This is a genomic window from Mesorhizobium sp. B2-4-1, assembly GCF_006442185.1.
In the GTDB taxonomy this organism is placed as follows: domain Bacteria; phylum Pseudomonadota; class Alphaproteobacteria; order Rhizobiales; family Rhizobiaceae; genus Mesorhizobium.
Genome location: NZ_VFVN01000007.1, coordinates 307,914 through 320,843 on the forward strand (window position 1 = coordinate 307,914; position 12,930 = coordinate 320,843).

Annotated in this window: 13 protein-coding genes; 5 read left to right on the forward strand and 8 right to left on the reverse strand. The window is 61.7% G+C overall.

All coding sequences use genetic code 11. The features are described 5' to 3' along the window. Positions 1-66: 66 nt before the first annotated feature. Both FJ949_RS19905 and FJ949_RS19910 read left to right on the forward strand, forming a co-directional pair. Positions 67-567, forward strand: coding sequence for a metallophosphoesterase family protein (locus FJ949_RS19905; RefSeq protein ID WP_140498549.1), 501 nt, complete (start codon positions 67-69; stop codon positions 565-567). Between the two features lie 177 nt (positions 568-744). Continuing rightward, on the forward strand, positions 745-1,050 hold the full coding sequence (locus FJ949_RS19910) for a hypothetical protein (protein ID WP_140498458.1): 306 nt from the start codon (positions 745-747) through the stop codon (positions 1,048-1,050). Positions 1,051-1,184: 134 nt separating this feature from the next. On the opposite strand, the gene FJ949_RS19915 is transcribed toward FJ949_RS19910, so the two are convergent. The 8 genes from FJ949_RS19915 to FJ949_RS19950 form a co-directional block, all read right to left on the reverse strand. Beyond that, positions 1,185-2,369, reverse strand: a complete 1,185-nt coding sequence (locus tag FJ949_RS19915; protein WP_140498459.1) for an FAD-dependent monooxygenase — start codon at positions 2,367-2,369, stop codon at positions 1,185-1,187. After that, positions 2,366-3,088: a methyltransferase domain-containing protein gene (locus tag FJ949_RS19920; RefSeq protein ID WP_140498460.1), complete on the reverse strand. Its 723-nt coding sequence runs from the start codon at positions 3,086-3,088 to the stop codon at positions 2,366-2,368. Before FJ949_RS19920 ends, FJ949_RS19915 begins: the two co-directional genes overlap by 4 nt. Then, entirely contained in the window at positions 3,089-4,174 is a 1,086-nt protein-coding gene (locus tag FJ949_RS19925; protein WP_140498461.1) for a type III polyketide synthase, read from the reverse strand. It lies immediately after the preceding gene. A 455-nt stretch (positions 4,175-4,629) separates the two neighbouring features. Beyond that, the gene (locus tag FJ949_RS19930) at positions 4,630-5,817 is read right to left on the reverse strand and encodes an extracellular solute-binding protein (protein WP_140498462.1); all 1,188 of its coding nucleotides are present in this window, start codon (positions 5,815-5,817) and stop codon (positions 4,630-4,632) included. A gap of 34 nt (positions 5,818-5,851) precedes the next feature. Continuing rightward, positions 5,852-6,667, reverse strand: coding sequence for a glucosamine-6-phosphate deaminase (locus tag FJ949_RS19935; protein ID WP_224647105.1), 816 nt, complete (start codon positions 6,665-6,667; stop codon positions 5,852-5,854). Beyond that, positions 6,616-7,668, reverse strand: coding sequence for a LacI family DNA-binding transcriptional regulator (locus FJ949_RS19940; RefSeq protein ID WP_140498463.1), 1,053 nt, complete (start codon positions 7,666-7,668; stop codon positions 6,616-6,618). The genes FJ949_RS19935 and FJ949_RS19940 overlap by 52 nt, the downstream gene beginning before the upstream one ends. 211 nt (positions 7,669-7,879) lie before the next feature. Then, positions 7,880-9,064 carry a mannonate dehydratase gene (gene uxuA / locus FJ949_RS19945; protein WP_140498464.1) on the reverse strand — a complete coding sequence of 395 codons (1,185 nt, stop codon included), beginning with the start codon at positions 9,062-9,064 and terminating at the stop codon, positions 7,880-7,882. A gap of 35 nt (positions 9,065-9,099) precedes the next feature. Beyond that, positions 9,100-9,774, reverse strand: a complete 675-nt coding sequence (locus tag FJ949_RS19950; protein ID WP_140498551.1) for a GntR family transcriptional regulator — start codon at positions 9,772-9,774, stop codon at positions 9,100-9,102. Positions 9,775-10,003: 229 nt separating this feature from the next. Here FJ949_RS19950 and uxaC point away from each other — a divergent pair, with 229 nt between their 5' ends. The 3 genes from uxaC (at position 10,004) to FJ949_RS19960 (ending at position 12,914) form a co-directional block, all read left to right on the forward strand. Further along, complete coding sequence (uxaC, locus tag FJ949_RS19955) at positions 10,004-11,404, forward strand: glucuronate isomerase (protein ID WP_140498465.1); 1,401 nt, start codon at positions 10,004-10,006, stop codon at positions 11,402-11,404. A 2-nt stretch (positions 11,405-11,406) separates the two neighbouring features. Further along, complete coding sequence (locus tag FJ949_RS30390) at positions 11,407-11,580, forward strand: hypothetical protein (protein WP_181167349.1); 174 nt, start codon at positions 11,407-11,409, stop codon at positions 11,578-11,580. A gap of 158 nt (positions 11,581-11,738) precedes the next feature. Next, positions 11,739-12,914 carry an extracellular solute-binding protein gene (locus tag FJ949_RS19960; RefSeq protein WP_140498552.1) on the forward strand — a complete coding sequence of 392 codons (1,176 nt, stop codon included), beginning with the start codon at positions 11,739-11,741 and terminating at the stop codon, positions 12,912-12,914. Positions 12,915-12,930 lie beyond the last annotated feature (16 nt).

Consider the following 12,930-nt stretch of genomic DNA (forward strand, 5'->3'; position numbering starts at 1 on the left):
CCGAATACCGGATCGTTAGTCCGGCGTATCGGGCTGGGTCGATCAGCGAGGGAAGTCGCGCGCAGGATGATCTTCTTCACGAGCGATACTCATTTCAACGATCCACGCATCCTGCGAATTGATCGGCGGCCGTTCGGCTCGCTGGCAACGCATGACGCGGCGCTGATGAGCCTCTGGAACGAGACCGTCGGCTCGGACGACGAGATCTGGCATCTGGGTGATTTTGCCCGCCCGAAGGCCGGCATCGAAAACATCCTGTCGCAGCTCAATGGGCGCAAGCACCTGATCATCGGCAACAATGACGGAAGCGATGCAACGCTCGCATCTGGCTGGGCCAGCATCCAGCACTATGCGGAACTGGTGGTGGACGGTACCCTCCTCGTCCTGTGCCATTATCCGTTTCGGACCTGGAATCAGATGGGCAAGGGATCGGTGAATTTGCACGGCCATTCGCATGGCAAGCTGAAGCCGCTTACTCGCCAGCGTGATGTCGGCGTTGACGTGTGGAATTTCCGGCCGGTTTCCCTGCCGATCCTGCTCAGCAAGCACAACCGTCGATCAGGCTGAGCGTGGCCCGTCGCCACTGACCGCAGTCGTCCTTTATACAGTTCTGGATGTGCTTCGCTCAGCATCAAAGCCGGACAAGAATGAAGATCGATCACGATTTTCCGTTACAGGAACAACAAGGACGGCGCTCCGTTGGGAAAGTGATCGCAACAAGCGATTTAACCAATGGAGGCACTTATGATGAAAACGATCTTGGTCGCATCCGCCCTGTCCTTAGCGCTCGCCACATCCGCCCTGGCCCAAACGAGCGGCTCGGGCAATGCCGGCGGTACCGCAGGCGGCGGCATGAACAACAGCGGCACGAGCGTCAACGGCTCCGGCAGCACCACGGGGACCGTCACAACTGATCCGAATGCGACGAACTCGACCACGACAACACCAAACGGCATGAATGACCGTTGCAAGGACACTGCGGGCAATGACGTCGACACCAATACCGCCAGCGGCACTGCCACCTCGCCGTCCCAAAATTGCAACAAATAGTTCCGCCAGCAGAATTCAGCTCAGGCCCGGCGATGACCGGGCCTGAGACATCATGTAGAATCGCAAGGCTGGGGCTATCGAAAGACGGAGTGCATGACCGCTATAGCGTCTTGGAGCACAAAGTCTTGAGCCTCTCAGTCGCACCCGATCGGCAGCGGTTTCGTTTTGCCGGTCAATCTGGCTCCCAGCGTCAGGCTGTTCGGGAAGCCGCTCACGAACGTGTTCATCGCGGCAGCGGACATGGGATGGGAGGCAAGGCGTGCCAACAAGGCAGCCACGCGAATGCGGGTGGCAAATTGGCTGTTCCAGACCTTCGAATAGCGGCGGCCAACAGCAATCCTCGCCGCCCGGTCCCAACGGCCGAACCTGGCCAGTTCGTTGGCTAGCAACCAGCCTGACTGCAGGGCCATCGATATGCCTTCAGCGATGATGGGATGGGACTCACCGGCGAGGTTGCCCACCCGAAATATGTCGTCGGCAAAACGTGGACGAATGCCAGGCCGTATGGGACCTGTGGCGAGCCATTCGCCATCGAGCGTGGCATTCGCGATCGTGGAGGCGACACGGGGACACGAAGCAAGGATATGGGCATGAACAGCTTGGGCTGCCGACGAGACGTTGCCTTTTTCGCGTAGCCTGATCAAGACGTCGCGGCGCATGCAGCACGACAGCGACATCCTGTTCCGGTCGGCCCAGACCATGCCGCCATAGCCGCCCGGAAATGCCAGCAGGGGCATGAGGTCGCGGTCGAGCTCAGCGCCGGTGAAATGAGCCTTGAATCCGAAAAGATCGTGCGGCGCGTTGGTTTTCGGCAGGTTCGTCGGAAGCCTTCCTTGTTCCCACGAGCCATGCGCGGCAATAACGACCGGCGCAACGAGAACTCCCTGATCGTGCTTGCTTTCGATCCGAACCATAGCGTTGTCACCATCGGTGGTGATCTCCGCCGCCCGCCAAGGCTGGAACACGTCGGCTCCGGCATCGCGAGCCGCATCCAAAAGCATGCCATCCAGAACGTCGCGCCCGAGCGCGCGTCCAAATGCATCTCCCGCGGCCCGCGGCATGCCCGCATCCGTGCCGGGACCCGATGCAAAAAGTGCAACCCGCTTGACCTCCGGACCGGCTTTGGCGCGAACCGCGGCGCCTCCTCCCAATCTATCCAACAGATCCAGATTGACCGCAGACATGAATTCCCCGCAAACTTTGCGGCGCGGGAATTCACTTCGCTCGACGATGGCAACGGCGCGCCCCTGGCCGCTCAAAGCCAAGGCCACCGAAGAACCACTTGGCCCGGCGCCTATGACGATGGCGTCGTACATCATGGCAAACCTTCCGAAGCGCGGTCGACGGCAAGGAAGGCATGGGTAAACGGTCCAATTCTGCGTTCTGCACACTGGCGCCTGAAATCCGGGGGCCATAGGCTGGAAAGCTCATCACCCGCAAAACCGGCGCGGACGCTTGCCGGCGCATCGTGCAAAGTCACCTCGTTCGCGCCAATGACATGCAGAAGCGAGCAGGCTCTTAAGGCAATGGCGTTTCGGCTCGGCTCGGTGGCGAGAAACACTGGCGCCAGAGGGCGAATCGCCAAAAACAGGCGTTTCAGGGCTGCGTCCGGAAAATGGTGCAGAAACAAGTTGGCCGATACCACATCGAAGGCGCCGGCTCGGGGGCTTTCGATCCATTCGAAGACATCATCGATGATGATTTCGACCCGCCAACCAAGTGCGTAGAAATCAGCGAACCGCCTGTCTGAAATGAGGTTGAACTGGTCAAGCATGACCAGGTCGACATCTGTCCAGCGCCGGGCGAGGCGCTTTGCGACGGAAAGCATGAATGCTCCATCGCCGGAACCAATTTCCAAAAATCTGGTCGGGCTTTTGCGCACGCTTGCCTTCAACAGGCTGGCCATGATCGCGCTCTGAAACATCAGTGCGTTTATCCAGGCGAGATCACGCCGCGAACCGACGGCCCTTGGATCGTCGGGAGGCAAATTGTCGAGCAGTTCCCGCTCGATCCGACGATGGTCGAGATCATTGGCCATTCAGGTATCGCCGGCTGTGTGGAACATCATCGTCTCGGTCGTCAGGCCAGGTCCGAATGCCATGGCACAACCCACACGGTCTTCCTTTGTGGCCTCGCGCAGCATTCGCTCGAGTACGAACATGACGGTAGCAGAGGACATGTTTCCGTTTTCACGAAGGACCTCGCGGGAGGTCGACAACGCATCGGAACGGAGATTCAGCGCGCGCTCCACTGCGTCGAGAACGGAGCGGCCGCCCGGGTGGACGGCCCAAAGGTCGACGTCTGAAACGCTCCTGTTTCCCAGAATGCTGCCTATGTCTGTGCCGAGTGCATGGTGGATTGCGGCGGGAACCTCTCCCGACAACACCATGTCGAAACCGTCGTCGCGTATGTTCCAGGTCATGAGGTCGCGGCTGCCGCCATCGACGAGCGCGTGAAAACTATCCAGTCCTATGCCAAAAGGACTGGCGCTTACCGACGCAGCCGAGCAGCCATCGCCCCACAGGCAGAACGAGAGCAGCTTTTCAAGATCGGAGGTCTCCTTGAGGTGAAGCGTACAGAGTTCGATGCTGACCACCAGAACCCGGGCCTCGGGTTCCGACCGGATGATGTGTCGTGCCTGCTTGAGTGCGTTGATCGCTGCATAGCAACCCATGAAGCCGAGGATTGTGCGCTCGATGGAGGTCGGCAGGTTGCACCGGGCAATTATTTCCAGATCCAGGCCGGGGGCGGAAAACCCCGTGCAGGTGGTGACGATCAAATGTGTGATACGGCTCCTGTCCTGACCATGAAGGAGCTTCTCCACGGCCTGTTCAGCCAGAGCGGGCGCTGTGGCCGCGAACATCTCCATGCGCTTTGCCGTGCCTGGAAACGCGCCGCGTTTGAAAACACCCTCCAAATCGACACTTGGGCCTTCAGGATCATCGGCGGGCGCAAAGCACGAATAACGATGCTCTATTCCGCATCTGTCCGCCATGCGATCAAAGATCGCCCGGCGACGGGGATCTGCCGTCAACTGGGAACCGGCAAATTGAAGAAAGAAGCGGTGAACGCCATTCTCCGGAACGGCTGCCGCAATCCGGTTGATGAAAGCTTGAGCGGGCATCTTTTCCTCGGCCTACAGCTTTAGGCTGGTGTACCGCGGACGGTGACTACGAACCCGACCGGGTCGGGACCAGCCCCTGAGAGGTGGTAAACACTCTCATAAACGTTCGGGACAGATGAAAGCTTCCCTCGTCCTCGACGATTTCCAAGGTGCCGGCCAATGGCGGCACCAAGCGCAATTGGAGGCATCCTCGCTGTCGGCGGCGCAGGCGGGCGAGCGTCGAATGTGGCACCGTACCGCAACGGATGCCGCATTCGCATCAGGGTGGATGGCATCGCGGCCGCCATATAGCCAGACGAGTCATCCATTCCTTGACCGGCCAAGGCCTTGGCCAGTCGACCGCGATCTCGGTCGGACCGGCGGGTTCCCCGGACCACCAGGGGTATTGTCAAGGCGGCTTAGCTATCATGGCAGCGGGGACAAACCGCTGTCGAATGGCCGTGCGCGGAGATACCCTATTTGGCGTTTTTGGCTCCGCCGATCTCCTTGTCCCACTTCTCGAACATGGCAACCAGCGGTTTGGCGTCGAGCGGCGGTTCGATCGGGTTGTCGGCGATCATCGCGGCATATTCGGGCCGGCCGAAACGCATGATCGTGTCCTGGCTGTCCTGCGGCGCCATCTCTATCGGCACGTCCCTGATCGACGGGCCGGGGTACATGTAGCCGTGATCGTACATGAATGCCTGCTGCTCGGGCTCAAGGATGAAGGCGATCAGTTGCAGGAGAACGCCGAGCTTTTCGTCGGAAACGCCCTTTGGGATAGCCACATAGTTGGCGTCGCTGACCCAGTGGAAGCCCTTCAGGGTCGCAATCTTGTAGTCTTCGGGAACGATGCCGAGATAGCGCGGATTGATGTCCCATCCGGTGGTCGTGGCGATGATGTCGCGCGTGCCGTCACCCAGTTCCTTCATGGTGACGGTCGTGCCGGAGGGATAATAGTCGATGCAGTCGTTCAGTTCCTTGAGATAGGCCCAGGTCTTCTCCCAGCCGTCGATAGGATCCAGCGGATCCTTGTCGCCGAGCAGGTAGGGAAGGCCCATGACGAAGGTTCGGCCGGGGCCGGAATTCGCCGGGCGCGCATACATGAACTTTCCCGGATGCGCCTTGCACCAGGCAAGCAACTCTTCAGCGGTCCCAGGAAGGTCCTTGACCCGATCCGGCGCATATTCCAGGAGCGGGCCTGACGGATACCAGCTATCGACGAAGGCTTGGCCCTTCGCCATCTGCTGCATGGCATAGGCGCCCGGTAGGTAGCGCTCGTCGAGCTTGGGAAACATATCGGCATAGTCAGGCAGGATCTGGGTCCACAATCCCTGGTCGATGCCCGCGGCAAGGGCGTCGTTACCGGTGAGCACGAAATCGATGTCCAACCGGCCTGCCGCCTGCTGGGCCTTGAGCTTGGCGGCAAGTTCGGGCGCGGGCGCCTGCGTGTAAACGAACTTCGAGATCAGTTCCGGATGGGTCTCGGCGAACTTTTCAAGCGCCCGCTGGCTGAGTTGCAGGTCGCCGGCAACGTCGACCACATTGATGACCAGCGGTTCCTTCGGCTTCGGGAACTCCTTGGCAAGCACGAAAACCGGCCTTGCCGCCGCGGCAACGCCAGCACCCAGGATCGTTAGAAGGGCATTGCGTCGGGTTGTCATTGGTGTCTCCTCCCTTTCTAGGTTGCGTGGACGGTTATTCGCCCACGGTGTCCGGCACTTCGCGAAGCAGAGCAGCCGATTGCGGATCGAGAAACAGGTGGCAGTCGGCATGCCTGCGCAAGATACCGGCCGGCACCATCGGCGAGATCGGCGCTTCGACCGTATCGCGCACCGCCTCGGCCTTGCGGCGGTCCGGCACCGCCAGCACGATCAGACCGCTTTTCATGATCTGGTTGACGGTCATGGAGATCGCCCTGTGCGGAACGTCTTCCAGCGTCGGAAACCAGCCTTCGCCGAACTGCTGGCGGCGGCAGCGGTCGTCCAGCGTTACCAGGTGGAACGGTGCGGTCGTCTCGAAGTCCGCGGGCGGATCGTTGAAGGCGAGGTGGCCGTTCTCGCCGATGCCCGCGAAGGTCACATCGATGGGGTGACGCGCAATCAACGCATTGATGCGCGCCACCTCGGCACCTGGATCCGGCACGTCCCCGTCGATGAAATGAAAGGCCCCGAGCGACGGCAGCAACGCGGTGAAGCGCTCCTTGAGATAGCGCCGAAAACTGGCCGGATGCGTATCCGGCATGGCGACATATTCATCGAGGTGAAAGCCGGTGACGCGCGACCAGTCGATGTCATCCCGCTCCACCAGCGCGGCAAGTACCTCGAACTGGCTGGCTCCGGTGGCGACGACGATATTGGCCGCCCCGCGCGCCTCGATCGCGGCGCGGATCGACTGCGCCCCCAGTTCAGCGGCAGCGGCGCCCAGCAGCTTTTTGTCCGGTTTCACGTAAATTCGCATGATCACTCCGTGGTTATAAGTCGATCGAGCCCCGCCGTGGCTCGCTGCGAGCACGGGGCCTGGGTTGTCGCCCTGATGACGAATTCGGTGACGAGATTGATGCGCTTGTGAGCGAGCGGCTTGCCTTGCAGCATAGCGACGAGAAGCTCGACCGCCTGCCTGCCGGCCTCCGCGCAATGGGTTGCGATGGACGTCAGGGGCGGGAAAAGGGTCGGCGCCAGTATGCCGTCGCAGCCGATCACGCTGTAGTCGCCCGGCACCGACAGGCCGCGCGCGGCAAGCCCGGCCATGATGCCTTGCGCCATGACATCGTCGAATGCGAGTACGGCGGTCGCGCCCGTCAGGACGAGTTCATCGACGCAGGCCTGGCCGGCCTCGAAGCTTGGCCGCGAGGTCGGAACCCGTACGATCTCAACCCCAAGCTCGGCGGCCCTCCTGGTCACGGTGCCGTAGCGCTGGCTGTTCGACCAGGAGAATGCCGGCCCGGCAACATAGGCGATCGATCTATGGCCCAGCGAAACCAGATGCTCCAGCGCCTGCCCATAGCTCGGCCCGCTATCGACCAGAAGCCGTACCATGCCGGGAATGTCGCGGTTGACGAGGACGCAAGGCCGCCTCCGCGCATGTTCAAGGATCTGTTTCGTGTGCAGGCGCGAAGAGGCGATGATGAAACCTTCTACCTGCGCTGACAGCTTGGTCAGGAGAATGTCTTCCACTTCCGGCGTCTCGTCAGAATCGCCGATAAACGTCGCATAGCCACATTCGCGGGCCGTCGCCTGCCCCCCACGCATCATCGCCGCGAAGAACGGGTTGGTGATATCGGGCACGATTAGCGCGATGTTGCCCATCCGGCCGGTGCTTAGTGCGCGCGCGGCATGATTGGGGACATAGCCGAGCCGCGCGGCGACCGAGTGAACCCGCGCGACCGTCTCGCGACTGAGAAGTTCCGGCCGGCTGAAAGCACGCGAAACGGTAGCCGAAGAGACGTTGGCAGCGTCCGCCACCTCGCTCAGCGTCGGTGTTGAAGATGAATTGTTCCGCTTTCGGTCAGGCATGCGCGCCCCTATGCAAGCGCTTGCATGAAAGCGCTTGCACGAAGTCGTGTCAAGGATTGATTGGCCTAGAACAGGTCGGATAGTCGGGCTGTCCCCCGAGGCACTCCTCCACAGGCGGAAACCGAACTAATGCCGACCGACGTCAGGGATAGGGCAGGATCGGCGCAGGCGGACCGAAGCCGCGCCGATCACGGTAGGCATTGCCGCGCTGTCAACCCTTCGACTGGAGCGCGTGGATCACGCCGCGCAGTTCCGCCAGACCGCGCAGGCGACCTATCGCCGGATAGCCGGGATTCACCGTTTTTGTGAGATCATCCAGCATGCGGTGGCCGTGGTCGGAGCGGAAGACGATGGTGTCGTGCGGTTCCCGTTTGCCGTCTTCGGCCAACAATTCGCGCAGTACCGCAACCATGTCCACGTCGCCGTCCAGATGCGCCGCTTCATGGAAGGTGCGGCCATCGCCTTCGCGCTTGGTCGCCCGCAAATGTGCGAAGGGGATGCGCGACGCGAAGTGCTTCGCCATCGCCGGAAGATCGTTGTCGGCGCGCACGCCAAGGCTTCCGGTGCAAAAGCACATGCCGACGGCCGGCGACGGAACTGCCTCGAAGAGCGCGTTGTAGTCGGCGGCGGTCGAGGCCACCCGCGGCAGACCAAAGAGCGAGCGGGGCGGATCGTCCGGATGCAGCGCAAGCCGGACGCCGCTGCTCTCTGCGGCGGGCGCGATCGCCGCCAGGAATTCGGTGAGATGGTGGCGCAGCCGGGCGGCATCGATGCCCGCATAACGCTCCAGCCGGTCGCGAAACTGCGGGACCGTCAACGGCTCCGTGGTCGAGCCCGGCAGCGCACTGGCGATGTTGGCGACGAGGGTCGCGGCCTCCTCTTCGCTCATCGCCTCGAAAACAGCTTTCGCCCGCTCGCGGTCCTCGTTCGAATAATCGGCTTCGGCTCCCCTGCGCTGCAGGATGTGGAGGTCGAAGGCTGCAAACCGGTCCTGGTCGAAACGCATCGCGGTCGCGCCGCTTGGCAGTTCGTAATCGAGATCGGTGCGGGTCCAGTCCACCAGGGGCATGAAATTGAAACAGATGATATGGATGCCGTTGGCCGCAACCGCTTCCATGCTGGCGATCCAGGCCTCGATCTCGGCTTTCGCCCCGCCGCCGTGGCGCTTGACAGCGTCAGGGACCGGTATGCTTTCAACGACCGACCAGACAAGCGGCGAGCGGTCGGACGGCGTATCCTCGATCATCGCCTTGCGCGTCGCCACCTCCGCCTTCGTCCAGGCACGCCCGATCGGGACTTCGTGCAACGCCGATACGATATCGGTGGCGCCGGCCTGACGCACGGCATCGAGCGGAACCCCCGCATCCGGCCCAAACCATCTCCATGCCTCGCGCATTCGTCATTTCTCCAACTATTTCAGGGCTGGTCGGCTCAAATAAACCAGTCGGGGTAGGCGTCGCGCAGTTGCTCGACATCGGGAATGACAGCGCCCAGATGGATTCGCATGGCCTCGCAGGCAGCCTTAACGTCATGCGCCGCTATAGCGTTGCGGATGACCGTATGCTCGCCAATCACATGGTCCATGCGGCCGAGCGCGGGCAGCGTCATGCGTCGCGCCCGGTCGATCTGCACCTTGACCGGCTTCAGATAGTTCCAGATGCCGGAATAGCTGGCTATTCCGGCAATCGCCTCGTGAAAGGCCTCGTCGGCCTCGTGAAAGCCGTTCATGTCCTGTCGTTCGGCAAGGAACCGCTGCCGCGCCAATATGTCGTCGAGCTTTCCCACATCGTTGCCGTTTGCGCATTGCGCGGCCTTTTCGACCGTGGCGCCTTCCAGCGCCTTACGGATGACGACGGTTTCGGGAATGAGCGAGATCGGTATCGGCGCGACGAAGGTTCCCGACTGAGGATAGATATTGACCAGCCCGTCTTCGACCAGGCGAATCAACGCCTCGCGCACCGGCGTGCGGCTGACACCGAAACGCTCGGTCAGCACCTTTTCATTCAAGGCGTTGCCGGGCTTAAGCTGCATGGATACGATCGCCTCGTGCAGTTCGCGGTAGACTGCGGACGCAGCCGTCGTACGCACGATGCCCGGCCGACGCATCTTCGTTCGAACGGGGGCGGCGTCGCGGTCGGAGCCCGCAATGCCCGCATGCGCCTTTGCTGATGTCATTTCTCAATCCCCGATCTTCAATCAGTTGACATATTAATATATTATTCCTTACTGTTCGCCAATATCGGAACGCCGCTTCATCCCAAATTATGATCGCGCGCATTCAATCGCCCCTCCCTTCCGAACGCCGCTTTCGCGGCTCGACCGCAAGGATTTTGCAATGCCGCTCCATCCCGACAGGCTTTTTTCGCCTGACCCTACCGTCCGTTCCATCGCCAGGCGCCTCTATGAAGGCGTGCGTGCCTTGCCGATCATCTCCCCGCACGGCCATACCGAGCCGGATTGGTATGCGTATGACCTGCCGTTCCCGGATCCGGCCACGCTGTTCGTCAAGCCCGACCACTACATTTTGCGCATGTTCTATTCCCAGGGAATGCGCATGGAAGATTTCGGCGTCCCGCGGCTGGATGGGGGGCCGATCGAAACCGATCCCCGCAAGATCTGGCGCCGCTTCGCCGAGAACTACGCCCTTTTCCGCGGCACGCCGACGCGGCTGTGGTTCGAGCATTCGCTGGCAACGGTCTTCGGAATCGAAGAGCGGCTCGGCGCGAAGAATGCCGACCTTCTTTATGACCGCATCGCCGAACAGCTCGAGCGGCCAGAGATGCGCCCGCGCGCGCTCTACAAGCGTTTCAACATCGAAGCCATCTCAACGACGGACGCCGCCACCGATGCGCTTGCCGCGCATGATGCGATCAAGGCTTCCGGATGGGACGGCCGGGTTGTGCCAGCCTACCGGCCAGACGCCGTCGTCGACCCTTCGCGCAAGGGTTTCCATGCCGAGGTGGAGCGGTTCCTGGCGTTGGCCGGAACGCCGGCGAGCTATCCCGGCTATCTTGAGGCGCACCGAATCCGCCGTGCATATTTCAAGCAGCGCGGCGCGACGTCCACCGACCACGGCCATCCGAATGCCCGCACCACCGACCTGTCGAAGGCGGAAGCAACAGCCCTGTTCAACCGGGTGCTGAAGGCCGATGTTTCGCCCGAGGATGCCGACCTGTTCCGCGCGCAAATGCTGACCGAAATGGCGCGCATGAGCGTCGAGGACGGCCTGGTCATGCAAATCCATCCCGGCTCTTTCCGCAACCACAACCCGCAGATTTTCGCCGAGTTCGGCTTCGACAAGGGCGCAGACATTCCCACCGGCACCGATTATGTCCACGACCTCAAGCCGCTCCTCGACGCGTTCGGCAACGACACGCGCTTGACATTGATCCTGTTCACACTGGACGAGACGGCCTATGGGCGCGAGCTTGCGCCGCTTGCCGGACATTATCCGGCATTGCGCCTCGGCCCGCCCTGGTGGTTTTTCGACAGCCCCGAAGGCATGTACCGGTTTCGCAAGCTTACCACGGAGACAGCCGGCTTCTATAACACGGTGGGCTTCAACGACGACACCCGTGCCTTCTGTTCGATCCCCGCGCGGCACGACATGGCGCGCCGCGTCGACTGCAATTTTCTCGCGGAATTGGTGGCTGACCACCGGCTCGACGAAGACGAGGCGCAGGAAGTGGCGCACGATCTCGCCTACCGCCTGGCCAAGAAAGCCTATAGGCTCTGACCATGGCGCAGCGGCTTTCCAATCGGACCTGGGTGACCTGCCGGCCGGGATCGGGCGCGCGGACCGCAAAGATCGGCTTGGCTGCCCAACTGGCCGCCGTCTTCCTGCGGCTGAAGCAGGTCCTCGGCACCGATCTCCCGGCCGAGCCCATTTCGCAAGCCTGGGAACCGTATTGACCGATCTTTTGAACGACGGCGCCGCAGCCACCGTGGCATGATTGGCGCAGCGGTTCATGCACGGAGCAGAAAGCGGTTGTTTTTGATGACTGGTAGATTAATATATCAAAATTGAAATCCTGCCGGACAAGACAGGACCAGCGGAGGAGATGAAGATGATCAAGATCACTCGGCGACAGGCAGTCGGCGGATTAGCCGGCATGGCGGCGCTTCCGGTTGCGCGCGCGTTTGCCCAGACCGCCAAGCTGCCGACCGCGCCCGTCACCATCAATATCGTCGATGTCGCCGGCAATCTGGCGCTAACCCAGAAGGCGATCGAGAATTACAAGACGGCCAAGCCGGAACTGATCTCGAACATCGTCTTCACCAAGGCGCCCGCCCCCGAGCTTCCCGGCAAGATCAAGGCGCAGCAGGCGGCGAACCGCGTCGATATCGACCTCGTGCTTACCGGAACGGATGCGCTGTCGGCAGGCCTCGAGATGGACCTGTGGGTCAAGCTGCTTCCTGACGATTCGGGCGCCTTGCCGAAGCTGGCCGATATCTATCAGGAGCCGGCAGCGCGCATGCAGACGCTGGCCAAGGACCACGGCGTCGTCGTCACCTACTACCCGTCCGGGCCGCTGCTCGAATACATGCCCGACAAGGTCAAGACGGCGCCGACCACGGCGGAGGAGCTTCTGGCCTGGGCCAAGGAAAATCCGAACCGGTTCCTCTATGCGCGCCCGGCCAATTCCGGCCCCGGCCGCACCTTCCTGATGGGTCTTCCCTATCTGCTCGGCGACAGCGATCCGAAGGATCCGGTCAAGGGCTGGGACAAGACCTGGGCCTATCTTAAGGAACTGCACAAATACATCGAATATTATCCGACCGGCACCGGTGCGCTGATGAAGGAACTCGGCGAAGGCACGCGCGACATGACGGTGTCGACGACTGGCTGGGACATCAACCCGCGCGTTCTCGGCGTCGTGCCGAAGGAAGCCAAGGTTGGGGCGCTGAAAGGCTTCCATTGGGTCGCCGACGCCCATTACATGTGCGTGCCGAAAGGGGTCAGCGACGAAAAACTGGCTGTGCTCAAGGACCTGATGGCATTCCTGCTGACGCCTAAGCAGCAGGCCTATACCTATGACGAGGGCTATTTCTATCCGGGCCCGGCGGTTAAGGATGTCACCCTCGACATGGCGCCGCAGGAAAGCCAGGATGCGATCGCCGAATTCGGCCGCACCGAATATGCCGACCTGATCGCCAACAACCCGATCGAACTGCCGCTGGAGCCAGCTTCGATGGTCACGGCATTCCGAATCTGGGACGAACAGGTCGCCGCCACCGCGAAATGACAAACCTTTGATTGTC